Origin of the sequence: Streptomyces humidus (genome assembly GCF_014649655.1) — a bacterium.
In the GTDB taxonomy this organism is placed as follows: domain Bacteria; phylum Actinomycetota; class Actinomycetes; order Streptomycetales; family Streptomycetaceae; genus Streptomyces; species Streptomyces humidus.
Genome location: NZ_BMTL01000036.1, coordinates 64,055 through 89,615 on the forward strand (window position 1 = coordinate 64,055; position 25,561 = coordinate 89,615).

Annotated in this window: 16 protein-coding genes; 5 read left to right on the forward strand and 11 right to left on the reverse strand. The window is 70.6% G+C overall.

All coding sequences use genetic code 11. The features are described 5' to 3' along the window. Positions 1 to 24 precede the first annotated feature (24 nt). The 3 genes from IE239_RS33320 to IE239_RS33330 are packed head-to-tail and all read right to left on the reverse strand — an operon-like array spanning position 25 to position 3,132. On the reverse strand, positions 25 to 921 hold the full coding sequence (locus IE239_RS33320; protein ID WP_190153197.1) for a carbohydrate ABC transporter permease: 897 nt from the start codon (positions 919 to 921) through the stop codon (positions 25 to 27). Between the two features lies 1 nt (position 922). Then, the gene (locus IE239_RS33325; RefSeq protein WP_190153198.1) at positions 923 to 1,825 is read right to left on the reverse strand and encodes a carbohydrate ABC transporter permease; all 903 of its coding nucleotides are present in this window, start codon (positions 1,823 to 1,825) and stop codon (positions 923 to 925) included. Continuing rightward, a complete protein-coding gene (locus IE239_RS33330; protein ID WP_190153199.1) occupies positions 1,822 to 3,132 on the reverse strand; it encodes an extracellular solute-binding protein in 1,311 nt (436 codons plus the stop codon). The genes IE239_RS33325 and IE239_RS33330 overlap by 4 nt, the downstream gene beginning before the upstream one ends. Positions 3,133 to 3,781: 649 nt before the next feature. On the opposite strand from IE239_RS33330, the gene IE239_RS33335 reads away from it, so the two are divergent. From IE239_RS33335 to IE239_RS33345, 3 genes are all read left to right on the forward strand, one after another. Further along, entirely contained in the window at positions 3,782 to 4,810 is a 1,029-nt protein-coding gene (locus IE239_RS33335; RefSeq protein ID WP_190153200.1) for a LacI family DNA-binding transcriptional regulator, read from the forward strand. Between the two features lie 1,115 nt (positions 4,811 to 5,925). Further along, complete coding sequence (locus tag IE239_RS33340) at positions 5,926 to 7,353, forward strand: endo-1,4-beta-xylanase (RefSeq protein WP_190153201.1); 1,428 nt, start codon at positions 5,926 to 5,928, stop codon at positions 7,351 to 7,353. A gap of 1,361 nt (positions 7,354 to 8,714) precedes the next feature. Continuing rightward, positions 8,715 to 11,504: a helix-turn-helix transcriptional regulator gene (locus IE239_RS33345; RefSeq protein ID WP_190153202.1), complete on the forward strand. Its 2,790-nt coding sequence runs from the start codon at positions 8,715 to 8,717 to the stop codon at positions 11,502 to 11,504. A gap of 65 nt (positions 11,505 to 11,569) precedes the next feature. On the opposite strand, the gene IE239_RS33350 is transcribed toward IE239_RS33345, so the two are convergent. From IE239_RS33350 to IE239_RS33385, 8 genes are all read right to left on the reverse strand, one after another. Next, on the reverse strand, positions 11,570 to 13,669 hold the full coding sequence (locus IE239_RS33350) for an oxidoreductase (RefSeq protein ID WP_190153203.1): 2,100 nt from the start codon (positions 13,667 to 13,669) through the stop codon (positions 11,570 to 11,572). Positions 13,670 to 13,697: 28 nt separating this feature from the next. Then, a complete protein-coding gene (chcA, locus tag IE239_RS33355; RefSeq protein ID WP_190153204.1) occupies positions 13,698 to 14,540 on the reverse strand; it encodes a 1-cyclohexenylcarbonyl-CoA reductase in 843 nt (280 codons plus the stop codon). After that, complete coding sequence (locus tag IE239_RS33360; protein ID WP_190153205.1) at positions 14,537 to 15,706, reverse strand: acyl-CoA dehydrogenase family protein; 1,170 nt, start codon at positions 15,704 to 15,706, stop codon at positions 14,537 to 14,539. Before IE239_RS33360 ends, chcA begins: the two co-directional genes overlap by 4 nt. 50 nt (positions 15,707 to 15,756) lie before the next feature. Then, positions 15,757 to 18,771 carry a 3-phosphoshikimate 1-carboxyvinyltransferase gene (aroA, locus tag IE239_RS33365; RefSeq protein WP_190153206.1) on the reverse strand — a complete coding sequence of 1,005 codons (3,015 nt, stop codon included), beginning with the start codon at positions 18,769 to 18,771 and terminating at the stop codon, positions 15,757 to 15,759. Positions 18,772 to 18,964: 193 nt separating this feature from the next. Further along, positions 18,965 to 20,290, reverse strand: coding sequence for a 3-deoxy-7-phosphoheptulonate synthase (locus tag IE239_RS33370; RefSeq protein WP_308435443.1), 1,326 nt, complete (start codon positions 20,288 to 20,290; stop codon positions 18,965 to 18,967). A gap of 352 nt (positions 20,291 to 20,642) precedes the next feature. Then, a complete protein-coding gene (locus IE239_RS33375; protein ID WP_190153207.1) occupies positions 20,643 to 21,350 on the reverse strand; it encodes an HAD-IA family hydrolase in 708 nt (235 codons plus the stop codon). Positions 21,351 to 21,445: 95 nt separating this feature from the next. Further along, on the reverse strand, positions 21,446 to 22,576 hold the full coding sequence (locus IE239_RS33380) for a Gfo/Idh/MocA family protein (RefSeq protein WP_190153208.1): 1,131 nt from the start codon (positions 22,574 to 22,576) through the stop codon (positions 21,446 to 21,448). Then, on the reverse strand, positions 22,573 to 23,736 hold the full coding sequence (locus IE239_RS33385; protein WP_190153209.1) for a DegT/DnrJ/EryC1/StrS family aminotransferase: 1,164 nt from the start codon (positions 23,734 to 23,736) through the stop codon (positions 22,573 to 22,575). Before IE239_RS33385 ends, IE239_RS33380 begins: the two co-directional genes overlap by 4 nt. Positions 23,737 to 24,091: 355 nt before the next feature. On the opposite strand from IE239_RS33385, the gene IE239_RS33390 reads away from it, so the two are divergent. Both IE239_RS33390 and IE239_RS33395 read left to right on the forward strand, forming a co-directional pair. Then, positions 24,092 to 24,529 (forward strand): type II 3-dehydroquinate dehydratase, encoded by a 438-nt coding sequence (locus IE239_RS33390; protein WP_190153210.1) that lies wholly within the window; start codon positions 24,092 to 24,094, stop codon positions 24,527 to 24,529. Positions 24,530 to 24,626: 97 nt separating this feature from the next. After that, on the forward strand, positions 24,627 to 25,553 hold the full coding sequence (locus tag IE239_RS33395) for a GNAT family N-acetyltransferase (protein WP_190153211.1): 927 nt from the start codon (positions 24,627 to 24,629) through the stop codon (positions 25,551 to 25,553). Positions 25,554 to 25,561 lie beyond the last annotated feature (8 nt).

Sequence of the window (25,561 nt, forward strand, 5' to 3'; positions counted from 1 at the left end):
CACCGCTCACAGCGTCAGCGCGGGTCAACGGCTGAATCCGGCGGTCAGACCGCTCAGCAACTGGCGGCGGCCGAACGCGTACAGCACCAGGACGGGCAGTGTGGTGAGGACGACGGCGGCGAGAACGGCGGGGAAATTGAACCCGTACTGGCCCTGGAAGGTCCACAGCGCGAGCGGCAGGGTCCGTCGGTCAGGGCTCTGGGTGAGGATCAGCGGCAGCAGGAATCCGTTCCAGATGGTCAGCGCGTTGAAGATGGTCACGGTGAGGATGGCCGGTCGGGTGAGCGGTGCGGCCAGCCGCCACAGTGTCGTCCATTCGGTGGCGCCGTCGACCCGCATCGAGTCGAACAGCTCTTTGGGCACGTCGCGGACGAAGTTGGAGAGCACGAGCACGGACAGCGGGATGGCGAAGGCGATCGACGGAAGGATCAGCGCCAGCAGGCTGTCGTACAGACCCAGTCTGATGATGATCAGGTAGACCGGGATCACCGTCGCCTGCAGCGGGATGGCCAGGCCCAGGAGGAACAGCCCGTTCACCGCCCGCAGTACCCGCATGCGCCAACCGCGGACGATCGCGTAAGCGGCCATGAAGGAGAACACCACCGCCGGCACCACGGCGCCGACGGTGACCACGACGCTGTTCACGAGGTAGCCGAGGAAGTCGGACTCGACGACCAGCCGGTAGTTGTCCAGCGTCGGGTCGCTCGACGGCGCCAGCGGGTTACTCGCGTAGTAACGGTTCTGGGTCTTGAGGCTGGTGATGAGGGCCCAGTACAGGGGTACGGCGACGACGACGAGCCAGAGCCATCCGGCCAGGCCTGCGGCCCAGTTGCGCCGGCCGGACGCCTGACGGGAGGGGGGTTGCCGTTCGCGGGGGGCGGCCTTCTGCAGCCGCCGCGGCTCGGTCGGCGTGGTGGTCATGTCAGGCTCCCTCGAGTTGGCTCGCGCCGGCGTCCCGGCCCCCGAGCCGGCGCAGCAGCAGGGCGAGGGCCAGACCCACCAGGACCAGGATGACCGCGATGGCGCTGGCCGGTCCCATCAGGCTGGCCTGGAACCCCCGCTTGTACATGTCCAGTGCGAGGACCCGGGTGGCGTCGCCGGGGCCGCCCTCCGTCAGGACGAAGATGAGGTCGAAGAAGGTCAGCGACCCGACCACCATCAGCGTGGACGAGGTGATGACGGTGTATCTCAGCTGGGGCAGCGTGATGCTGAAGAATTGCCGTACCCGCCCGGCTCCGTCCAACTGCGCCGCCTCGTAGAGGGACTTCGGAATCTGCTGGACACCGCCCTGGTAGATCAGGGAGTGGAACGGGACGAACTGCCAGGAGACGACGAAGACGACGACTCCGAACGCGAGCCCGGGCCGCCCCAGCCAGTCCTGGCTGAGCACCTGGATCTTCAGCCCGGCACCGAGCCCGAAGTTGGGGTCCAGCAGGGCCTTGTACGCGATCGCGATCGCCGCTGAGCTGAGTGTCAGTGGCACGAAGTACACCACGCCCAGCACCGCACGGTAGCGCTGGCGGCCTGCCAGGAACGTGCCGAGCAGGATGCTCAGCGGCGTCTGGACGGCCCAGGACACGGCCATCACCAGGAACGTCACCCAGAGGGCGTGCGGCAGCCCGGGATCGGTGAGCACCGCACGCCAACTGGTCAGCCCCGAAGGGTGGATGGCACCGATCCCGTCCCAGGTGGTGAAGCTCAGCGCGAAGACGCCGACGAGCGGAATCACGGCGAAGGCGATGAAGACCACCAGCGCCGGCGCCGCCAGCCACGGCAGGACGCTGCGTGGCTCGCGACGCGGCGGACGGCCGGTGAGTGAGCTCATTTGCCGGTGACCGCGTTGAGGTTGTCGGCGAACTGCTGTGGTGAGATGGAGAGCTGGAACAGTTTGACGATGTTGTCCAGCAGGGCCTCGGCGGCCGTCGGACTGAGCGCCTGGTCCCAGGACTGGCCGAACACCTTGGCCTTGCTGGCGATGTCGTAGGTGAACTGCAGGAAGTCCGCGCTCTTCGAGGCGGCCAGCAGCTTCTCCGTGCCCAGCCGGATCGGAACCGACCCGTTGTCGATCCACTTCTTCACCTCCTCGTCCTGGAGGACGCCTGTGGCGAAGAAGTCCTTGGCGGTCTTCTTCTGCTCGGCGCTCGCCTTCGAGGAGATGGCCAGGTACTGGGCGGGGTTCCCGACGGTGTCGGTCGGATCGCCCTTGCCGCCCTCCACGGGCGGGAAGTTCATGAAGCCCAGCCCGCCGCTGGGCACGAAGTTCCCGCCCTCCGCCTGCTGGATGCCGTACGACCAGGCTCCGTGCAGCATCATCGCGGCCCGGCCGGTGTGCAGCAGCGCCTGGTCTGCATGGGAGTCCGCGGTGATCGAGGAGAAGCCCTTGACGAACCCGTCGGCTTTGACCAGCTCCTGCACCTTGGTCAGCGCGGTGATGGCGTCCGGCTGGGACCAGGCGTTCTTCTCGCCCTCGATGATGGCCTGAACCATTTCGGCGCCGCCGATCCGGTCGAACAGGAACTCCAGCCACATCATGTTCGTCCACCGGGACTGGCCGCCGAGGGAGAACGGCGCTATGCCCTTCGCGTTGAACCTGGGCACCAGGGCCATGATGTCGTCCCAGGACTTCGGCGGCTCTGCGCCGACCTGGTCGAAGACCTTCCTGTTGTAGTAGAGGACGATCGGCTGCACGGCCTCGCACGGCATCGCGTAGATCTTGCCGTCGACGGTCGCCGCGGCGAACGAGGACGGGAACAGCCGCTTCTTGACGTCGGAGTGCTCGTCGAACCACGAGGTGAGGTCCTCGACCTGGCCCGCTTCCACGTAGGTGCGCAGAGTCCCGCCGCCCCAGCCCCAGATGATGGTGGGCGCCTTTCCGGCGCCGATGGCGGTCTTGATCTTCGTCTTGTACGCGTCGTTCTGGAAGGTCGTGTCCTTGATCTGTTCCTTGGGGTGGGCCTGGTTGAACGCGTCCACGGCGCCGGCTCTGACGCCTTCCTGCGGCTGGCCGTTCAGGTACCAGTACGTGGCCCCACCGCCGTTCTTGTCGGGACCGGACGAGCCGCAGGCCGCCAGCGCCGCGGAGACCGGCACGGCGGCGGCCAGGCCGAGGAGGGTACGTCGGGAGAGCGCCATGTTTTTTCTCCGCACTCGAGAGCCACCGGCTTCTCGTGAGTCATGGTGAAAGGTTTTCGAAACAGCCTTCTCCGAGCTCTGTCCGTGCAAATTAGGTTTCGGTCTGACGCTGTGTCAAGACATGTGCAGCCGCGTTGTGAGACCGTTGCCAGCTGCGTAGTATCGGGCCGAAGCGACCGTCAGAAGACCCTGGCAAGGACCGAAACTGTTTCGAAATCTGCTGGTTGAGGACGGAGGGCGATGCGATGGCCGCGGCTGTCGCGCTGTCGGAGCAGGTCAGCCGGGCCGGCCGGGGCCCGCCCGCCGGGCTGCGGGTGCGGATCCCCCGCCGTCCCGGGCGCTCGGCCCGGACGGCCCGGCAGGCGGTCCCGTGTCCCCGGGTTCGGCCGGAGCCGGTCGCAAGCCCACGCGCACGCCCAAGTCCACGCGCACGCATTCGGGTTCGCTTCGGGTTCGGCGTGCGTGCCGGTCGGGGCGCGGTCACCGGACGCGATCTCACACAGATCGTCGGACCGGTCGAGGCCGAGGGGTCCGTCGGCGCATTCCCGGACGGGCCGGCCGCCCGGTTGCCGTACGGTTGACCGGTCCCACCCGCGTGAGCGGCAGGACCGGGCTCACACACCGGTGGACGTACAGCTGAGAGGAACAGATGCGACCGAACGCCAGGCGCACCACTTTGGCGGACATCGCCCAAGCGGCTGGGGTCTCCGTCGCGACCGTGTCCAAAGTGGTCAACGGTCGCGGTGACGTGGCGCCGCACACCCGCACCCGGGTGCAGGAACTGCTGCATCAGCACCACTACCTCGCGCCCGTCTTCCGTCATACCGAGGCCGTCGAAAGCCCGACCATCGAGGTGCAGTTCCAGGGTGGCCTGAAGTCGTACGTGGCCGAGACCCTGGAAGGCATCATCGACACCGCGGCCGAGTCGGGGGTCTCGGTGGTGGTCAGCAAGGCGTCCCGTGCCCCGCACTGGGCCCGGGACCTGGTCTCGGCCGGGCGCCGCGCGGTCATCGCGGTCACCAGCGTGTACACCGCGGCGCACCTGGACGAACTGGCCCGGTCCGGGCTGCCGCTGGTCGTGCTGGACCCACTGCACCTGCCGGACAGCCGGGTCAACAGCGTCGGCGCGACCAACTTCGCCGGCGGCCTGGCGGCGACCCAGCACCTGCTCTCCCTGGGCCACCGCCGCGTCGCCTATCTCGGCGGACCGACCATGGCCGTGTGCAACCAGGCGCGCATGCACGGCTACCGCGCCGCCATGGAGGCGGGCGGGGCGCAGGTCCCCGACGCCTACGTCCGGCCCGGAGAATTCACGTACGAGGCCGGGGTGTCGGGCGGCGCGGTGCTCCTGGGCCTGCAGGACCCGCCGACGGCGATCTTCGCAGGCAACGACGAGATCGCCGTCGGTGTCGTCGAGGCCGCCCGCGTCCGAGGTCTGCGCATCCCCGAGGACCTGAGCGTGGTCGGCTTCGACGACACGAGCCTCGCCCGGATGGCGTCCCCACCCCTCACCACCGTGCGCCAGCCACTGCGGGAGATGGGCGGTGCCGCCCTGCGCACCGCCCTGCGACTGGCCAACGGCGAGAAGGCCGAGTCCCACCACATCGAGCTCGCCACCGAGCTGGTGGTACGCGCCTCGACGGCCCCGCCCCGCGAAGGGACTCCGGCGCGCAGGTAGGCGGTCCTCGGGCGGGGCCCACTCCGGCCCGGGCCGCGTGCCCGCCCACCGGGCGGTCGAACCGCCCTTCACGGCGGACCGGTCGCAGGCGGCCGACGCCCCGCCGCCGGCTCTGATCGCTCCCGGTCCACCGGGTGGGGCGCAGGGACGGCGAGAAGGTGTGCCGGACGGACCGGGGCCGGATGACGGAACCACATCGGAGCGCCTCCTTGGGGCGGGGGCGAGGTGACCCCGGTGAACCGCGGAGCGGACGTGCCGTGGGACGGGGACGATCTCGAAAGTTTCGAAGAATTCCCGGATGTCTGACGCCACAAGCTACGAACGCGGGGCCCTCTGGTCAAGGCCTGGCGCCGATGTGTCCGCACGCAGCGCCTGTCGGTCGGCATTGACGAGCTGCCCCTCCGGCCGGACCGGCCCCGAGCCTGGGGGCACGGCACTCCGGTCCGCGGCGTCCGCGTGCAGGGGAGAAGCCGGTGAACGGCGCTCGCGCGCTCGTCCGGGCCCCGGTCCTGCGGCAGCCGCCGACGGCGGCACCGGGGTTCGCCTTCCTGTTCGGGGGCGTTTCTGAAAGTTTCGGATACAGAACCGAAACTTCTTCTGCGGGGAGTATTGACGGTCCCTCGGCAATGCCTCAATCATGCCTGTCTGGGAAGCCGGCCGTAGTCGAGACACCGAACCGCTTCGGCCTGAGGAATCTGTGCTGCACGGCAGATCCGCGCGCACACCTGCACGGCAGATCCGCGCACAGCCGCATGACAGATCCGCGCACCAAAGCACCTGCGCCACCCCCTTTCGTTCCGGTGAGGTTCGCACCAGCGATGGCGGCTCTTCGCGCAGTCGGAGAGGTACGCGACGCCGTGTGACGGCCTCCCGGCTGAGCCGCGATGGAGTGCCCGCATGCCTGTGCCGAACACCGCCCCGGCCGTCGTACGCCACCCGACGGTGGGCCGGACGACGTCCGTGACGGCCGGGATCGTCCCGGTCCCGTGACGCGGTGTCCGGTGATCGCGTGCCGCCCGGGTTCCGGCCCGCCCCGTCCGTCGGCCGGGTGGGAGCGAAAGACACGTTCCCCCGCGCTTCAGTCCTTCCGTGATTTCTACCTTGGAGGCACACTCATGGGCTCCTATGCCCTTCCTGGACCCGTTATCCGCCGGAGGGTCCGCGGCCTGCTGTTCGCGCTGGTCGTCGGCGTCCTCGGTACGGTCTCCGCACTGGTCGCGCCGCCGGCCGCGCACGCGGCCGAGGGCACGCTCGGCGCCGCGGCGGCGCAGAGCGGCCGCTACTTCGGCACCGCCATCGCCTCGGGCAGGCTGGGCGACTCGGCGTACACGACGATCGCGGGCCGCGAGTTCAACATGGTGACGCCCGAGAACGAGATGAAGATCGACGCGACCGAACCGCAGCGAGGTCAGTTCAACTTCTCCGGCGGCGACCGCGTCTACAACTGGGCGGTGCAGAACGGCAAGCAGGTGCGCGGCCACACGCTGGCCTGGCACTCCCAGCAGCCCGGCTGGATGCAGAGCCTCAGCGGCAGCTCGCTGCGTCAGGCGATGATCGACCACATCAACGGCGTGATGGCCCACTACAAGGGCAAGATCGTCCAGTGGGACGTCGTGAACGAGGCCTTCGACGACGGTTCAGGAGGCCGGCGGGACTCCAACCTGCAACGCACCGGCAACGACTGGATCGAGGTGGCCTTCCGTACCGCGCGCGCCGCCGACCCGGCGGCCAAGCTCTGCTACAACGACTACAACATCGAGAACTGGACCTGGGCCAAGACCCAGGGCGTGTACAACATGGTCCGGGACTTCAAGCAGCGCGGCGTGCCGATCGACTGCGTCGGCTTCCAGTCGCACTTCAACAGCGGCAGCCCCTACAACAGCAACTTCCGCACCACCCTGCAGAGCTTCGCCGCCCTCGGCGTCGACGTGGCCATCACCGAACTCGACATCCAGGGCGCCTCGGGCACGACCTACGCCAACGTGACCAACGACTGCCTGGCCGTCTCGCGCTGCCTCGGCATCACCGTCTGGGGGGTTCGCGACACCGACTCCTGGCGATCGGGGGACACGCCGCTGCTGTTCAACGGCGACGGCAGCAAGAAGCCCGCCTACACCTCCGTCCTCAACGCACTCAACGGCGGCACCTCCACGCCCCCTTCGGATTCCGGAGCGGTCAAGGGCGTCGGTTCCGGCCGCTGCCTCGACGTGCCCGGTTCCAGCACCAACGACGGCACTCAGCTCCAGCTGTGGGACTGCCACGGCGGTACGAACCAGCAGTGGACGTACACCGCCGCCGGTGAGCTCAGGGTCTACGGCAACAAGTGCCTGGACGCCGCCGGCACCGGCAGCGGGACCAAGGTCCAGATCTACAGCTGCTGGGGCGGCGACAACCAGAAATGGCGTCTCGACTCCAGCGGATCCATCGTCGGCGTCCAGTCCGGTCTCTGCCTCGACACCGTCGCGGGCGGCACCGCCAACGGCACCCTGATGCAGATCTCCTCCTGCTCGAACAGCAGCAGCCAGCGCTGGACCCGCACCTGAGGGGACCTGCCGCGACCGAAGCGGGTGAATCGATGAAGGCGCACGGCGTGGCCTTCCCCACCCGTTGGTGAAGACATCTCCGACAGACCTGGGTCGCCGCCGTGCAGGCGGCGACCCTCGCTGTCGGCGAGCAGGCGCCGAGCAGGCTGGTCCGAGGCGGTGCCGGCGAGGCCCTGGGCATGGGCGATGATCCGGCCGGTGATGCGGCAGTCGTCCCGGACGAGGGGCACAGGGGGCACGGTCGACGCCGGGATGCCGCCGGCCCGGGCCGGGCACATGACGAAGGAAGCCGCCTTTCACCTTTACGGCGGCGGGCACTTCTCCCTCAATTCCCGCGCACAGCAGGTTATTCGGGAGATTCGGCAGTTCGTCGCGGAATGCGGAGCCGTGACGGCGGAGTGACGCGCGGTAACACGTGGTTCAGGCGGCTGACTTGTCTGCTGGACTGCCGAGACGGGACCGAGCGGTGACGGCCTGCGTTCGCGTTTCGGCGAGGACTTGAGAGGTGAGTCCAGGATCAGTACCTTACCGCGAGTCCGAACCGGCCGGGCGTAAACGCAACCCCCGAAGCGGAGCCCGTCCCGTGTCATTCGAGCTTTCCGGTGGCGAGTTCACCACCGGTAAGCCGTGCTGCGGGCGCCGGCCCGTCGCACAGAGGCCTTCGGCGGGCCTCACCGACAGAAGCCGGCGGACTCCGCAGGCCCGCGGAGGCGGTGACCACGGCCCGCCCCGCCACGGCAGCTCCCCGTACCCCGACCGGCCGTCCCCTCCCGCCGGGCCCGCGGATCGGCAGCCCTGAGCGCCGGTTCCCTGGTCGGCCGCACTGCCGGCGCCGCCCCGGCGGGTTCCGTCCGATGCGTCCGGTCGCCCACGTCCGCTCCGAATGTCCGGATGGTGTGATCTGGTTCCTCGGACCGGGCTCGGAGTGACCTCGAAGGCGAACCCGGGCTGCCTGAACCCTATTCATCGCGTGTCTCGGTCACGAGTCGGCGATGTTGCGCCCAGAGGTCCTTGGCGGGGGTCGTCGGTGCCATCCGGCCGTGGCGGTGGGGGCATGTTTCTCTGCCCCAAAGTTTTACCGCACGGTTCCCTTATGAGCAGACGACGCCCGTGGGGCGCTGTCCGAAAAGGCTCCTGTCTTGAATACGACACCGCGGAAAGGGTTGTTGAGCGGGTTAGCGTGGCACCTGAAACTGTGTGAACGGATTTCAGGGAAGATGCATGAGCTCCTTATGTGATGTCCGCTCCGGCGGGGCGGAATGGCGGCAGTCCCGATGTGACTCAGGGGTAGGAATGACTCGGGAACTGCCGCCGGGCGGCTCTTCGGTTCCCGTCCGCACGAGGCATCGGGAAGCGTGCTGATGGAACGTGAGAAGCGACTCGCCGACGTCCGGACCTGGCTGGCCTCCCCGCAGTCGGCGGGCGGGCAGGTGATCCTGCTGGAGGGGACCGTGGGAGCGGGCAAGACGGAGTTCCTGCGCGAGGTGGCGCAGTGCGCCCAGACCGCCGAGGCCATCGTCCTCAAAGCCGTCTGCTCCGCCGCGGAGCGGGAGCTGCCGTTCGGAGCGCTCAGCCAGCTGTTCGACAGCCCGTCGCTCCCCGTGGAACTGCGCAGACGCATCTCCCCGGTACTGCGCGGGCTCATGGCGTCGACCCGGGCCGAGAGCATGGACCGGGCCGTGGAGCGCAACAGGGCCGAGATCCTCTACGACCTCTTCCTGCCGGTCACGGAACTGGCCGCCACGACACCGGTCGTGGTGTGCGTGGACGACATCGACCACATGGACATGCCGTCGCAGCAGTCCCTGCTGTATCTGGTCCGGCGACTGAGCTCCGCGCCGGTCCTGATGGTGCTCACCGAACTGGCCGAGTCGAGCGGGACCCACTCCCCGTTCCATGCCGAACTCCTGCGCCATGCCAGCGTCATGTCCGTCCGGCTCGCACCCCTCTCCCCGCAGGCCGTGCGCACCCTGATCGGCCGACGGCTCGGAGGAGGAGCGGCCCGGGAACTGAGCGACGCCTTCATCGCCTACAGCGGTGGCAACCCCCGGCTGCTCGACGCCCTGATCCACGACGAGCAGCTCGGCGGCGAGGTCCGGCAACAGGGATACGGACGCGCCCTGTTGAACTGCCTGCACCGCAGTCAACCCGACACACTGCGGGTGGCTCGCGCCATGGCGGTCTACGGCGACGAGGCCTCGTCCGACGCACTCGGAGCACTGGTCGACGCGGACACGGGCACCGTCGAGCGGGCGCTGCGCACCATGACCGAAGCCGGGCTGCTCAGCGACGGCCGGTTCCGGCACGTCCTGGCCGCGCGCACCGTGCTGGACGACCTGCCCGCCGCGGACCGTGCGCAACTGCACCACCGGGCCGCGCGACTGCTGTACAACCAGGGCGCCCCGGTGGCCGACACCGCCCATCACCTGGCCGAGGCCGGTCAGGTCCCGGAGCCCTGGGCGCTGCGCGTGCTGCTGGAGGCGTCTTCGGAGGCGCTGCTGCACGGTGCCGTGCAACGTGCTCTGCGGTACCTGAACTCGGCCCAGGGGGCGTGCACGAACGAGCGCGACCGGTGGGCGATCCGGGCCAGGCTCGCCCAGGCTGAATGGCAGCTCAACCCCTCGGCGTCGCTGCGGCACCTGATCGCGCTCACCGAGGCGGTCCGCAGCGACCAGCTGGACCTCCACGAGACGATGCTGCTCGTGCGACAACTGCTGTGGCTGCACCGTACCCAGGAGGCCGCCGACATCCTCGCGCTGCTCCGCAGGCGGGCGGCCCGTCTGCCGTCCGCGGGAATCGCGCCCCCGCCCGACACGCGGGCGCAGCCGGCCGACCTGCACGACCTGGAGGTGTGGCTGGCCTGCACGTATCCGCCGCTCGCGGGACGGGTGCAGAGCGGACCGGTGACCACCGGCCCCGAGGGCGCGCCCGCCACCCGGGGCCGGGCCTTCTGGCTGCAGTCGATCGGCGCGCTCTCCGGCGGCCTGGTCCGCAGGCGCAGCGGAGAGATGCAGGAGTGGGCCTCGCACGTCCTCGGTCAGCTCGACCTCAACCACACCGCTCCCTGGGCCGAGGAGGCGACCCTCCTCGCGTTGCTGTCGCTGGTCTACAGCGGCCGGCTGAGCGATGCGGCCAATCGCTGCCGGAGTCTGGACGAACGCCGGAACGGGCGCCCTTCCCCGATGTGGCAGGGCATCCTGGACGCCGCCGACGCTGAGATCCGGCTGCGACGGGGCGATCTCAGGGAAGCGGTGAATCGCGGCGCGTCCGCCCTGGAACACGTGTCCGTCCAGGGCTGGGGCACCGCCGCCGGCCTGCCGCTGGGCACCCTGATCCTGGCCCACACCCGCATGGGGGAGTACGACGAGGCCACGGCGCTCGTCACCCGCGGCATCCCCGACGAGATGTTCCAGAGCCGGTACGGACTGCACTACCTGTATGCACGGGGGCACTATTACCTGGCCATGAACCGCACCCGCGCGGCGCTCGGGGACTTCCTCTCCTGCGGTGAACTCATGGGAAAGTGGGGCATGGACCTGCCCGGCATCGTGCCCTGGCGGACCAGCGCGGCCGAGGCGTGGCTGCTGCAGGGCAACCGCGACCAGGCCAAGCGCCTCGTGAAGGACCAGCTGGCCCTCCCCGGTCCGGAGGACACCGTGAGCCGGGCGCTCGCCCTGCGGCTGATGGCCGTGTTCAGTTCGCCGGGCCAGCGCCCGCGCCTGCTGAGCGAGGCCGCCGACACCCTCGAGGCGGAAGGCCGTTCCTACGAACTGGCCAGGACGCTGTCCGACCTCGGCCGGGCCTACCACGCGCTCGGCAAGCACCGCCGGGCCCGGGTGATCATCCGCCGTGCCTGGAGAGTGGCGCATCTGTGTCATGCGGAACCCCTGTGCAAGGAGCTGCTGCCGGACACGAACGGTGAGGGGGGCCCGGCGCAGAACGGGGAGAGGGCGACGGCCGTGGCCTCGCTGACCAACTCCGAGCGCAGGATCGCCTCCATGGCGGTCATGGGGTACACCAACCGGGAGATCGCGGAGAAGCTGTTCGTCACGCCCAGTACCGTCGAGCAGCATCTGACCAGGGTCTACCGCAAGCTGGCCGTCAAGAACCGCCAGAGTCTGCCGGGCTGTCTGAGCAGCGGACCGGGCTGAGCCGCCCGGCCCGACAGCGCCGCGCCCCGCACCGGCCGAATCGACCGAGGACTCCGGATCACGCACTACCTGGTCCGTCCCGTCCCCGGCGACTCGGCCCGTCGCACGATGCGGTGCGCGGCGCGCAGTCCTTGCGCGGTGGCCCGCACCGCGTTGAGCGACCGGGCGTCGGCGGCGCCGCCCGCGGACTCGAAGGGGATCTCGGCCCGGCGGAGCACGGCGGCCACCTCCCGCCGGCTCTCCTGGCCGGTGGCGAGGACGACATGGTCGGCGGCGACCAACCGCCGTTCCCCTCCCTTGTCGACGACCACCACGCCGCCCTGGGTGATCTCCTCGTACGTGACGTCGGTGAGCAGGCGTACTCCGCGAGCACGCAGTTCCTCCATGACCACCCACCGGGTGGACGGGCCGATGCCGGCCCCGATCCTTCCGCCGCGCCGCATCACGGTGAGCTGACGGGACCCACCGGCCGGGGCGGCGGTGGTCCGTGACACCGGCACGGCTCCCGGCGGTGCGGTCATGGCGCGGGAGGCCAGAAACTCCTCCGGCGTCGGGCCGGGGGAGGAGTCACCGGTGAGGAGGTGCGCCAGATCCACCGCGATTCCGCCGCCGCCGATGACGGCGACACACGGACCGAGGGCTGCGGGGTCGGCGAACGCCCGGGCGTAGTCGAGGACATGCGGCAGGTCGACGCCGGGAAGGTCCGGCCGGTGCGGGCGGACCCCGGTGGCGAGGACCACTCCGTCCATGGCGCGCAGGGCGGGCACGTCCCGGACACCGATGCGGTGCCCCAGGTACACGGGCACGCCCAGCCGGTCGAGTTCCTGCTCCCGCTGTCGTACCGTCGCCGCGAAGTCCGCCTTGCCCGGCACCCGGGCGGCCAGCCGGAACTGGCCGCCCGGCTCGTCGGCCGCCTCGTAGACCTCGACCTCGTGCCCCAGTCCGGCCAGGGTGCGGGCCGCCTCCAGCCCCGCGAGACCCGCGCCGATCACGGCGTACCTGCCCCGCCGCGCGGGAGAAGACCGGGCCGGGAACTCACGCTCGTGGCCCGCCCGCGGATTGACCAGGCAGGACACCCTCTCGGTGCCGAAGGACCGGTCGATGCACGCCTCGTTGCAGGCGATGCAGAGGTCCACCGACGCGCTCGCCCCCCTTCGGGACTTGTCGACGATGGCCGGGTCGGCGAGGAACGGGCGGGCCATGGCCACCAGATCGACGTCACCCCCGGCCAGCGCCTGCTCGGCCTGCGCCAGCCGGTTGAAGCGGTTGGAGGCGATGACGGGCACCGCGCCGTGACCCGCCGCCCGCAGCGCCCGCTTGACCCGCTCGGCGTACACGGCCCAGGTGCCCGCCGGCACCTGCGCCTGCACGGTCGGCACCGGGGACTCGTGCCAGCCGACGCCCACCGCGAGCGCGTCGGCGCCGGCCCCGGCGAGCTCCACGGCGAGCGCGGACGTCTCCTCCCACGGGGTGCCGTCGTCCACGAGGTCGGCGCCCGACATCCGGAAGAGCACCGGGAAGCCCGGTCCCGCCGCGGCTCGTACGGCCCGCAGCACCTCGACGGGGAAGCGACGGCGCCGCCCGGCGTCACCGCCCCAGGCGTCGTCGCGCCGATTGGTGAGGGGCGCGGTGAACTGATTGATCAGATAGCCCTCGGAACCCATCACCTCGACCGCGTCGAAGCCCAGCTCGCGCGCCCTCTCCGCTCCCCGGGCGAAGGCGGCGACGGTCCCGGTGATCTGTTCCTCCGTCATCGTCCGTGGCACGGTGCGGGAGAACCGGCTGTACACGGCGGACGGCGCGAGGGGCGCGGCGCCCACCGCCCCGGGGGCGCCGGGCAGCGCGTACCGCCCGGCGTGGAAGAGCTGAAGGGCGATGAGACCCCCGGCCTCGTGCACCGCGCGCGCTGCCAGACGCAGCGCCGAGCGGTGCTTCTCGTCGTCGAGCACGCCGTAACCGGGGCCGCCGGAACCCGCCGGGGCCACCGCGGAGCCGCCGGTGACGATCAGGCCGGCCCCGCCCCGCACGCGCTCCGTGTAGAACGCGGCCAGGGCCGCGCCACCGTCGTCCAGGGCCTCCAGATTCAGGTGCATGGCGCCCATGACGATGCGGTGCGGCACTGTCAGGCCACCGATCACACAGGGCCTGAAGACCTGGTCCAACACCTGCCGTCCCTCTTCTCGGTAGTCTCGGTCAGACGTCGCGCGTCGGCCGGGGCGGCAGCGCCAGCGCCTCGCCCGCGTCCGCGAAGAACGGCGGCGCGACCACGCTGAGCCCGCCGTCGACCACGAGGGTCTGCCCGGTGATGTAGCCTGCCCCCTCGCCGAGCAGGAAGGCGATGGTGTCGGCCATCTCCCGCACGGTTCCGGGACGGCGCGCGGGAATGCGGTCGAGGACGCCCCGCATGGACGGCATGCCTTCCACGTTGTAGAAGAACTCCAGCGAATCGGAGTCGATCAGGCCGCCGTTGACCCCGTTGACGTTGATGCCGTACGGCGCGAACTCCACCGCCATGTACCGCACCCACGACTCGATGGCGGCCTTCATGCCGCCCAGCATCGCGTAGGTGGGGTAGGCACGGACGGAACCGTAGGAGGACAGCGCGACGATCCGGCCGCCGTTGTCCATCAGTTTCACGGCCTGCTGCGCCCCCAGGACGAACGGCCGCAGGTTCATCGCGTACGAGCGGTCCAGGTGGTGCGGGCCGATGTCGACGATGTTCTTGAACGCGCTCGCCGCGGCGTTGGAGACGAAGTGGTCGAGCCGCCCGCAGCGCCGCGCCACCTCGTCGAACAGCGTCGCGACGCCCTCGGTGGTCTCGACGTCCGCCTGGACCGCGAAGCCCTGACCACCGGCCTCCTCGACCTCGGCGACGGTCTTCTGGGCCAGGTCGGCGTTCTTCTTGTAGTTGACGACCACGGTGCCACCGCGTCCGGCGAGGGTGAGGGCCAGAGCGCGGCCGATGCCGCGTGAGGCCCCGGTGATCAGCGAGACCTGCTCGCGGTCGGGCGTCTGCTGACGGTGCGCGCTGTTCATCGGATCGTTCCCTCTCCGTCCCGGGACGTCGTGCGCTGGAGCAACTCGCGGAAGACGACGGCCTTCTGCACCTCGTTGGTGCCTTCCTCGAAGCGCTGCGCACGCGCGTCGCGGTACACGCGCTCGATCTTCTGCGACTTCCAGTAACCGAGCCCGCCGTGCACCTGGAGGGCCTTGTCGGTGACGTTCGTCAGCATCGTCACCGCGTGCATCTTCGCCATCGACGACTGCATGGACGCGTCGTCCGCCCCTTCCTCGAAGCGGCGCGCCGCGTGCAGGACGAGCTGCCGTGCCGCCTCGATGTCCGCCGCGTTCTCGGCGAGCATGAACTGGATGACCTGGCGCTGGGTGAGCGTCCTGCCGAAGGTCACACGGGCGCGGGCGTACTCGACGGCCAGCTGCTGGGCGCGCTGGGCGAGCCCTACGCAGCTCATCGCCACGGAGATCCGGGACGGGGTGAGGAAGCCCCCGAGGAACACCTCCAGCCCCTGGCCCTCCGCGCCGAGCCGGTGGTCGACCGGCACCGGGGTGCGGTCGAAGGTCAGCGACGCGTGGTCGGTACCCCTGACTCCCATGGTGTCGGAGGTGTCCTCGACCGTGACTCCCGGGGCGTCGCGCGGCACCAGCAGGGCCACCGTGCCCTCGTGCCCGGTGCTGCCCTCGACCCTGGCGGCCAGCAGGTAGTAGTCGCAGCGCACCCCGAAGGTGATCAGGTGCTTGCGTCCCGAGAGGTAGTACGTGTCGCCCTCGCGCACCACCGACGTGGTGATGTCCGCGCCGGTGCCGTTGCCCGGTTCGGTGAGGGTGAAGGCGATCTTGATCTCACCGGTGACGGAGGGGATGACGAAGCGCTTGCGCTGCTCGTCGTCCGCGTGGCCGTCCATCGCCCGCCAGATCCCGTTGACCACGTGCACGATCATGCGCACGGATCCGTGCGAACGGGAGAAGATCTCCATCAGCTCCATCCAGCGCACGAAGCCGAGGCCCTGGCCGCCGTACTCCTCGGGAGCCGCTGTCCGCAGGAACCCCAGGCCGTTCAGCTCGGCCCACAGCTCCTCGGGCACCTGCCCGGTCTCCTCGATGCGCTCGGCCCACCGCTCGCCCGGCCCCTCCACCCACTGTTCGACCCGGTCACGCAGCTCTCGGAACTGCTGCTCGTCCGTCATGTGCCACCTCTTTCCCTGTTCCGTCGTTCCGGTCCGCTGTCCGTCGCGCGTCAGCCGGCGTCCTCGTCGTGGGGCCGCAGACCACGGGCCAGCGCCCGCAGTTCCCACTTCGTCACCTTGCCGATGGGGTTGCGCGGCAGGGCGTCGATCAGCTCCAGGCGCTCCGGCCAGTACTGTTTGGCCACCTCGTGTCCGTCGAGGTGACGCCGCATCTCCTGGAAGGTCAGCTCCGTGCCGTCCGCGGGGACCACGAAGGCGCAGGCGCGCTCGCCGAGGCGCTCGTCCGGCATGGCCACCACCGCGACGTCCTCGACGGCGGGGTGTCCGAACAGCAGCTGCTCGATCTCGGCGACGGGTATCTTCTCCCCGCCGCGGTTGATCACGTCCTTGACCCGCCCGGTGATCCGCAGGAAACCCTCGGTGTCGATCGTCGCCAGATCACCCGTGCGGTACCAGCCGTCCGCGGTGAACGCCTGGGACGTCAGGTCGGGGCGCCCGAGGTAACCGTCGAAGACCGTGGGGGAGCGCAGCTCGAAGTTGCCCTCCTTGCCCGCGGGCAGCACCAGTCCTTCGTCGTCGGTGATCCGCAGCTCGATGCCGTCCAGCGCGCGGCCGTCGGAACCCCAGCGCTGCCGGGGCTCGTCGCCGGGCGTCGACAACGCGCCCAGGCAGGTCTCCGTCGTGCCGAAGGCCCCGCACACGTCCGCGCTCAGCACCCGCCCTGCCCGCTCCGCAAGAGCCCGCGGCACCATGGCCCCCGTCGCCACGAAGACCCGCAGGTGCTGTGGCGTCTCGCCGCTCTCCTCCACGGCTTTCACCAGGTCGGACAGGAACGGCGTCGCGGCCTGCACGAACGTCGCACGGTGGTCGTTGAGCGACCGCAGTGCTCGCTTGGCGTCCCACTCGGGCTGCAGGATCTGCGGCACGCCCAGCACCAGGGCGAGCACCATCCCGTACAGGAAGCCCGTCTGGTGAGCGAGCGGCGACGGCACCCAGACCGCGTCCCGCTCACCGAGCCCGAGATGCCCGATCTCCATCGCGGCGGCCCGCACCAGGTTGCGCGTGGGCTGCGTGACGCCCTTCGGCTCGCTGGTGGTGCCCGAGGTGAAGAGCAGCTGCGCCGTCATCTCCGGTGTCGGTGCGAGGGCGTCGAGCGCCACGCGGTCGACCGTCGCCGCCGACAGCGCCTGCCCCCAGTCGTGCACGGCCGGCCCGCCCGCGGGGGACTCGGGCAGCAGGGCGGAGCCGCCGGCGGCGGCCAGGACCACCACATGCTCCAGGTTCACGTCCGAGCCGTCCTCGGCGACCAGGTCCATCACCTCCTCGGCGGGCAGGCGCGAGCGGTGCCGGTCCGCCACGACCAGCACCCGTGCCCGGGAGCGTCGCAGGACGAAACCGAGCTCGCGCTTGCGGAAGAACGGGATGACCGGGCAGCACACGGCCCCGACGCGCAGGGCCGCCAGCGACAGCACCACGAACTCGACACGGTTCGGCAGCTGGTACGCCACGTTCTCGCCCGGCCGTACCCCGAGCCGCAGCAGCAGGGCCGCTGCACGGTCCACCCGCTCGGCCAGCTCGCTCCAGGTGATCATCTCGTCGCCGTCGGAGCGCACGTCCACGACGGCTGTGTCCTGGGGCCGGGCCTCGGCCCTCCGGCGCAGCCACTGCGGCAGCGTGACCCGCGAGGCGGCCTCCGGGCACACGGCCTCCGGCGTCGTCACGGAGACGCCGGAGACCGCACCGTCACCGGCGGGGGCCGAGCCGTCCTCCACCGACATGGGCACGGTGAGCGTGTTCATCGCGTCGAGGAACGTCGGGTACGAGATGCGGTAGGCGTTCGGGTAGGTCAGCGTCGAACGGCCCCGCGCCCGCGACGACGCCACCGCGAGCGACATCAGGACGCGGTGGTCGTTGAACGAGGACAGCCTGGCGCCGTCCAGGCCGTCCACGCCCCGTACCCGCAGCGCGTCGTCCGACAGTGCCAGACGGCCGCCCATCGAGTTGAGCTGGAGCATGGCGGCGGCCCGGTCGGACTCCTTGAGCCGGGTGTGCGCGATGTTGCGGAAGACCGACTCGCCGCGCGCGAACGTGGCGAGAGTCGCCAGGATCGGCAGCATGTCGGGGATGTCGCGGCAGTCGACGTCGACCGCGGTGAGCCGCGGCGCGTCCTGCCGGATGCGGAGTCCGCCGGCCGCCCCGTCCATCTCCATCGGTACGCCCATGGAGCGTGCGACGTCGAGGAAGTGGAACTCGGGGTGATCGGCCGGGCCGCCCTCCAGCGTGGTGATCCCGCGCAGCAGCACGTCAGCGGGGTGCAGCGCCGCGGTCGCGATGCCGAAAGCGGCCGAGCCGATGTCCGGCGGCAGCGTCAGCTCGACGTTGCGCGCCTGCTGGCCGGGCTCGATGTCGAAGCGCCGCCAGTCCTCGGAGACGGTCACGTCGAGGCCGAACTGCCGCATCATCGCCACGGTGAGTTCCAGGTAGGGGCGTTCGTTGAGTTCGCCCTCCACCTCCACGGTGGTGTGCCGCGTCGCGAACGGGGCCAGCAGGATCAGGCCCGAGACCCACTGGGACAGGGTTCCCGCGACCGTGACGTGGCCGCCCGTGGGTCTGCGGCCCTGGACATGCACGGGCGGGCAGCCGTCGGCCGACTCCAGCCGGACGCCCATCTGCTCGAGGGCGCGCAGCAGGGGGCCGACCGGCCTCCGCCTGAAGTACTTCTGCCCGGTCACCGACACGGCACGGTCCGACAGCGAGGCCAGACCGATCATGAAGTACAGCGTCGTGCCGGAGCTGCCGGCGGAGACCGCGTCCCGGCGGGGCCTGTACCGCCCGCCGAGTCCATGCACCACGTAGGTGTCACCGTCCCTGGCGATGTGCACACCGAGATCGCGCAGCAGGCGCACGGTGTACTCGACATGACGCGCGTCGGACAGCCCGTGGACGCGGCTGACGCCGTCGGCGAGCGAGGCCAGGATCAGCGCGCGGTGCGCGTGGTATTTCGAGCTGGGGACAGGAATCTCACCGGTGACGCGGTGCTGAATTCCCTCGACGAGAAGGTGCATGGGTCCTACTGCTCCCTGACTGTGGGATGGCGGCCGGGACAGGAGAAGAAGACGGCCCGAATCCTCACGGCACACCGACGCCGAAACGTCGGGCACACGCACACCGGAAAGTCGGACGCCGACCTCGTGACGTCAGAAGTTCGAACGGGAGAACATGTTTCAGCCCAGTGGCAGGACGTTCCTGGACCACGCCCTACGTCTTGTTGAGCCGCGACGCGGCGTGGTTGCGGTTCTCGAACTCCTGATGATCCGGAGCGGAGGGCAGTGACCGGCTGCCCGGGATCGCCCGCGCGTCCCGGGCCACCCGTGACCCGTCCGGGGGAGCGGCGGGCCGGACGTCGACGTCGGACCAGGCGGACACCAGCGAGACGGCCTGCTCCGGATTGAGCCGCGGGTCGCACAGGCTGGTGCGCCGGACGGTCCTCCCCTCGTACACGGAGACGTCCGCGGCACATTCGAGGACGTCGTCGGGGGTGGTCTCCAGGTGCAGTCCGCCGGCCGTGCCGCCGACGTCGGTCACGGCCCGGAGGAAGCCCCGTATCTCCCGTGCCATGGTTTCCAGCAAGCGCGTCTTGTGCCCGTCCGGGCCGACGACGGTGTTCCCGTGCATGGGGTCGCTGAGCCAGATCACCGGATGGCCGGCGACCCGGACCGCCTCCACGAGCGCCGGCAGCCGGTCGGTGACCGTCTCGGCGCCCATCCGCGCGATGAGGGTGAGCCGGCCCGGTTCCCGCAGCGGATCGAGGCGTTCGCACAGGAGGGTGATCTCCTCCGCGGTGGTGGCCGGACCGACCTTCACGGCGACCGGGTTGACGATGCCGGCGACGAGGTCCAGGTGGGCGCCGTCCAGTTGACGGGTCCGCTCGCCGATCCACGGCCAGTGGGTGGACCCGAGCCAGCGGCGCCCGTCGTCCAGCTCACGGATCAGGGGCATTTCGTAGTCGAGGACCAGCGCCTCGTGGCTCGTCCACAGCCGGGGTTCGGCCGGGGGCCGTCGGCCCGGGACCGTGCGGCCGCGCCAGCCCAGGTGCTCCATGACGTCGCCGGCCGTCATGTACGAGGTCAGCAGGCGCAGCGGATCGTGCCGCCGGCTTTCCCGGTCGAGTTCCGGGCCGTTGACCATGTGGCCCCGGTAGACGGGCAGTTCAAGGTCGCCGATCCGTTCGTGCGGCCTGGAGCGGGGCTTGGCGAACTGGCCCGCGATGCGTCCGACCCGCACGACCGGCTTGTGGGCGGCCGTCGTCAGCGTCGCGGCGAGCAGGTCGAGCACCGCGGACTTGCGCGACACGTACTCGGCGTCGCACTCACCCGGGTTCTCGGCGCAGTCCCCGGCCTGCACCACCAGGGCCTCGCCGCGGGCCACCTGGGCCAGCAGCGTCCGCAGCACGCGCACGTCCTCCGCCTCGACCAGCGGCGGACGCGCGGCCAGTACCTCCCGGATGCGCCGGACCTGTGACGGGTCGTCCCACTCGGGTTGTTGCAGGGCCGGCTTACGCATGTCGGTCACGGCTTTTCCCACGTCGGATCTCCGGTGAAATATCGGTCGGGATATGACTGCGATCGTTGGAGGATGAATCTCGAAGACCCTTCGACGGCCTTCCGTGGGCGCCGTGGAAGGCAGGGAAAGGGCTGTGGACCGCACAGCCCGGTGAAGGTCACCGGATATCCCTCCGTCGGTTTCTCGGAAACGGTGATCCTCGGCGTCCGGAACCACCGCGCCAGGACAGCCCGACAGGGATGCCGGCCTCGCGCATGTTCCTGTTCGTGTTCTCCGTCCATCGACCCCCGTCCCCCGGGGGATCGCCTGCTTCCCCCTGATCGATGTCTGCGAGCCGGGCGGCCCCCGACGGAGCGGAGCATGTCGCCCGGGTTCAGGGCGTGCGGGATCTGCCGACGCACACCTCGAGCAGTTCCGAGGGGGAGCGCAGCACGGCGTCGGGACTTTCCGCGAGGAGGGTCTCCTCGTCGGTCTCCCCCCACAGCGCGGCCACGGCGGCGACGCCGGCGCCCCGCGCGCTGGTGAGGTCGGTGACCGCGTCGCCGACCATGATCGTCCGCGAGGGTTCGCAGCCGAGCACGCTCAGCGCCTTGAGCACGATGTCGGGGGCCGGCTTGGGGCGTTCCACCTCGTCGGAGCCGATCACGACGGTGAACAGGTCCAGCAGCCCGAGCTGTTCGAGGAGCGAACGGGCCCGCGGTCCGCTCTTGCCGGTGGCGACGGCGAGCCCGATGCCGCGCGCCCGCAGATCCCTGAGCATCTCCGGCACGCCGTCGAAGACCGGGACCAGGTGAGCGAGCCGGTAGCTCTCACGGACGAACGGTTCCTCCATCTCCAGCGGCAGCCCCATGATCCGCATGATGTCGGGGAAGTAGCGGCCCAGATGGCGCTCGTACTCCTCGAACGGGGGCTCGCCGGCCCCCACCACCTCGGCGTAGGCGGTGGTGAACGCCTGGCGCATCACGGCGAAGCTGTTGACGAGCACCCCGTCGAGGTCGAAGACGACCGCGGCCGGCGGCTGCGCCCCGTCGTCCCGGATGCCGGGGGTGGCGGGGCCTTGGCTGGTTCCAAGACTGTCCATGGCGCTGCGGTGCTCTCCTTCGTGGGGCGGCGGCTTCGGGCGTGGGACCGCTGCCGCCGCGGTACGAGTCCCGGCCGAACCGGTGGTCGTGCCGGTCACGCCCGGCGCGACCGGGGTCGCTCCTGCGCGGCGCGGGCCGAGGAGTAGATCCGCTCGATGGCGCCGATGGTGCGGCGCGCCTCCTCGATGGCCCGGCCCGGACCGGCCGGGTCCCGCAGCTGGGCGAGCAGCTCGTCGAGCTGCCGGTCGTACTCGGTGCCCAGGGGCTCTTCGGGCACCGGGATCCCGCGGGTCCGGCCGTCGTCGGTGCGGGTCAGCTCCGGGTGCTCCAGGCGGTTGGGGCTGAAGCCGAACGTGCATCGCAGGGTCGCACTGCCCGCGCTGCCGTCGATCCGGACGCGGGTGATGTCGCGCTCCTCGTGCGAGGCCCAACTCGCGTGCAGCGACAGGGAGACACCGTGGTCGGTGACGAGGAACGCGCGGGCGGTGTCCTCGACGTCGATGACACCGGCGTCGGCCCGCTCGCCGTCCTGACCGTCCTCGGCCTTCCCGGCGCGCCAGGAGACCCGTGCGGAGTCCCGCTCGATGAAGTCGCCCGAGACCGCGCCGGTGACCTGCGTGAAGTTCGCGGAGCCCAGCACCGGCGTGGCGATGTCGAACAGATGCCAGCCGAGATCCACCAGAGCGCCGCCCCCGGACAGCCGGCGCCGGGTGAACCAGCCGCCCGCGTCCGGCACGCCCCGGGCGCGCACCCAGGACAGCTCGACGTGACGGATCGTGCCCAGGTCGCCGGCGCTCGCGAGCAGGGACCGCACGTCGGCGCGGTGCCGTGCGGCGCTGCCCGCCAGGAGACGTGCACCGCCGACGCGTTCGGCTTCGGCCAACTGCTCGGCCTCCGCCGACGTCAGGCACACCGGTTTCTCGAGGAAGACCGGGATGCCCTTGTGGAGCAGGCCGCCGGCGATCTCGCAGTGCAGGTGGTTGGGGACGGCCACGACGGCCAGGTCCACCTGCGCGAGGTCCGCGTCGTGCACGGCCGCCAGGACCGGGGTGTCCGGGAACTCCGCGGCGACGGCCGCGCGCGAGGCCGGGTCGGGGTCGATCGCCGCGTTCACGACGAAGCCGGGATGACGGCGCAGCCGCGGCAGCCAGATGGAGCGAGCCGCCCAGCCGAGTCCCACCACAGCGGTGCGGACCGGCCGGCCGTCGTGGTTCGCCGCGGTCATGAGCCGAGGACGTCGGCTATGACGGCGGCGACCTCGTGCATCTGCTCCTCGGTCCCGAGCAGCGTCCGGTGGTGCAGCCACAGGCAGTCGGACGTCAGCGCCTCGGAGTTGGGGCAGCGCCGGGCCAGTTCGTCCACCGACAGGTCCGGCGCGCCCATCTCCCAGAAGGCGTCCGTGCGGTAGATCGAGCGGAACGCCACGAACGCGGGGACACCTCGCTCGACGAGCGTGTCGACCACCTGCGCGCGCCGTTCCTCGGTGATGCCGGGGACCCGGAACATGGCCATGTAGTGCGGGTTGCGGTCGGCCCGGGGGTCCATCCGCTGCGGCAGCACGCCAGGGATCTCGGCGAGCAGCGACGACAGCAGCGGCCATCGTTCCTCACGCGTGCCGATCTGCCCGTCCAGGCGTGCGAGCTGGGCGCGCAGCACAGAGGCGGAGAACTCGTTGAGCCGGAAGTTGGAGCCCGAGGTGCGGTGGAAGTAGCCGCGGTCGCCGCGGGGGCGTCCGCAGCTGTGCCGGACGAAGGCGTGCTCCGCCATCTCGGCGGTCGGGAACAGCACGGCGCCGCCCTCGCCCGCCGTCATCAGCTTGCCGTTCTGGAAGGAGAACGCGGCGACCGAGCCCAGCTCACCGACCCGATGGCCGTTCCAGGTGGCGCCCTGTGCGTGGGCCGCGTCCTGGATCAGCGGCACACCGGACTCGGCGGCGACCTTGTCGAGGGCGTCCATGTCGGCGAACTGGCCGGCCATGTGCACGGGCATGATGGCGCGGGTCTTCGCGGAGACGGCTCTGGCGGCCTCGGCCGGATCGATGCAGTACGTCTCCGGGTCCACGTCCACCGGCACCACGACCGCGCCGAGGCGCTGAGCGGCCTGGGACGAGGAGATGAAGGTGAAGGCCGGCACGATCACCTCGGTGCCGGGGCCGACGCCCATGACCTCCAGAGCCAGTTCGAGGGCGTGTGTGCCGTTGGTGACGGCCAGTGCGTGCTCGCTCCCGTGGTACTCGGCGAACTCCCGCTCGAAGGCGTCGACCTCGCCACCGCCCATGCGCCACCACTGACCCTGCTCCAGCGCACGTATGAGGCCGGTCCGCTCCGCGTCGTCGTACTGCGGCCACGCCGGAAGGTCTGAGCCCAGTCGCACACCACTGCTCATGCTGTTCCTTGCTCCTTCGGTCTACGCGCATGCGAATACTGCCGCAGCGAACGCCACGGAGGTCACGACACGGAACCACCCCTCAGGAGGCGGGTGTTCACACGGACGCCGGCGCTCGGAACACGACCTCGGCGCGGTCCGCGGGCCCGGCGGGGCAGATCGGCAGCCGCTGTCGGGCGGGGTCGGTCGTCGCGATTAGCACGCTAACCCAGTGATCGGCGAGGCGTCATTCCCCTGGTGACCCCCCTATGTTCCCCCTTGTGATTGCAGGCATACCGAGGAGCGGTGTTTGCCTGTCAATGGCCGTGCTATAAAAAGCACTTCCCGATGGTTCCGTGCAGACAAAGGGTGCGCATTGAGCAGGCTTCTGTTGGTGAACGGGCCGAATCTCGGCATACTAGGTAGTCGTCAGCCCGATATCTACGGAACGGACACACTCGCGGATATCGAAGGATGGGTCGCCGAAGAAGTGGCGGACCGCGGCTGGAAAGTGGAAGCGTTCCAGCACGACGGTGAGGCGGAGATGATCCGCACCATCCAGGGCAACTACGACTCGGTCGGAGCGATCGTCAATCCCGCGGCCCTGATGATGGCCGGCTGGGGACTGAGGGACGCGCTGGCCGACTATCCGCGCCCCTGGATCGAGGTCCACCTCTCCAATGTCTGGGCCCGCGAGCAGTTCCGGCACCAGTCGGTCACCGGACCGCTCGCCAGCGGAGTGATCTTCGGACTGGGCGCCACGGGCTATCGGCTCGCCGCCCGCGCGTTGCTGGAGAAGGTCACCGACCGCTGACGCGGTGCCACCGGCCGCGAGAGACCCCCTGGTTCCCGTGGAAGCGCGCCCGCGCGACTTCGTCACGGACACGACTGAAAGCCGAGGACACGACACCATGCCCCAGGTACAGACGGCGGAATCGGTGCTGGCCGCCCACCGCGACCGGCTGCGCCCCGTCGACCGGATGATTCCGGAAGCCGGCGCGCTGCCGGAGCCCGGCGAAGGTGAGGCGCTGCTGGAGGTCGACGGGGCCCAGGGCCTGCTGACGCACACCCGTGTCGACGCCGACGCGCTGGAGGCGGTGCTCGGCCCGCTCGACCGCTGGGAGCTGACCCCCCGGGTCTCCGGTCCCGACGAGATGGCCGCTCTGCTCACGCACTGGCAGCAGTACATGCGGAGCCACCCGGAACGTCCAGGCGCGGACTCCATGGCCGCTGTCGAGTGGCCCAGCCGCGACGTGGGCATGACCCGGGTCCTGCGTGCCTTCGGATTCGTTCCCGAGTTCGTGATGATCGGCCGGGTCAAGGGCACCGGCCTGGTACCGGAGTCGGGCCGGGTCCACGTGCGGCGGGCCACCCCCGAGGACAGCGAGGCCGTGTTCGAACTGCAGATGGTGGAGACCCGGTTCGACGCCGCCGTCAGCGGCGCGGTCGAGCGCGCCACGACCGAGGCGCTGCTGCGCGAGGAGATCACCGCGTCGTTCAAGCGCGACGAACCGCTGATCTGGGTCGCCGAGTACGAGGGCGCGATCGTGGGGATGCACCGGGGCGAGGACCCCTCCGAGCCGCAGCAGGCATGGCTCGCGACGAAGATCACCGCCACCCCCGTCGCGCATCTGGTCTGCCAGGCCGTCAAGGAGGGCTACCGCGGACTGGGCATCGGCACCTCCCTCGCCAACCACGTCCACGCCGAGCTGGATGCCATGGGCATCGGCGCGGCGGTCGGCTACCACGCGATGTTCAACCCCGTCTCCACGCCGTTCTGGCACCGCCACGGCTGGCGGCCGTACTGGAACCGCTGGATGCGCACCCCGGCCGTCTGAGCGGCGCC

Coding starts and splice junctions, on each gene's coding strand:
- IE239_RS33320 (WP_190153197.1), bottom strand. CDS start 921: ATGACCACCACGCCGACCGAGCCGCGGCGGCTGCAGAAGGCCGCCCCC.
- IE239_RS33325 (WP_190153198.1), bottom strand. CDS start 1,825: ATGAGCTCACTCACCGGCCGTCCGCCGCGTCGCGAGCCACGCAGCGTC.
- IE239_RS33330 (WP_190153199.1), bottom strand. CDS start 3,132: ATGGCGCTCTCCCGACGTACCCTCCTCGGCCTGGCCGCCGCCGTGCCG.
- IE239_RS33335 (WP_190153200.1), top strand. CDS start 3,782: ATGCGACCGAACGCCAGGCGCACCACTTTGGCGGACATCGCCCAAGCG.
- IE239_RS33340 (WP_190153201.1), top strand. CDS start 5,926: ATGGGCTCCTATGCCCTTCCTGGACCCGTTATCCGCCGGAGGGTCCGC.
- IE239_RS33345 (WP_190153202.1), top strand. CDS start 8,715: ATGGAACGTGAGAAGCGACTCGCCGACGTCCGGACCTGGCTGGCCTCC.
- chcA (WP_190153204.1), bottom strand. CDS start 14,540: ATGAACAGCGCGCACCGTCAGCAGACGCCCGACCGCGAGCAGGTCTCG.
- IE239_RS33360 (WP_190153205.1), bottom strand. CDS start 15,706: ATGACGGACGAGCAGCAGTTCCGAGAGCTGCGTGACCGGGTCGAACAG.
- aroA (WP_190153206.1), bottom strand. CDS start 18,771: ATGCACCTTCTCGTCGAGGGAATTCAGCACCGCGTCACCGGTGAGATT.
- IE239_RS33375 (WP_190153207.1), bottom strand. CDS start 21,350: ATGGACAGTCTTGGAACCAGCCAAGGCCCCGCCACCCCCGGCATCCGG.
- IE239_RS33380 (WP_190153208.1), bottom strand. CDS start 22,576: ATGACCGCGGCGAACCACGACGGCCGGCCGGTCCGCACCGCTGTGGTG.
- IE239_RS33385 (WP_190153209.1), bottom strand. CDS start 23,736: ATGAGCAGTGGTGTGCGACTGGGCTCAGACCTTCCGGCGTGGCCGCAG.
- IE239_RS33395 (WP_190153211.1), top strand. CDS start 24,627: ATGCCCCAGGTACAGACGGCGGAATCGGTGCTGGCCGCCCACCGCGAC.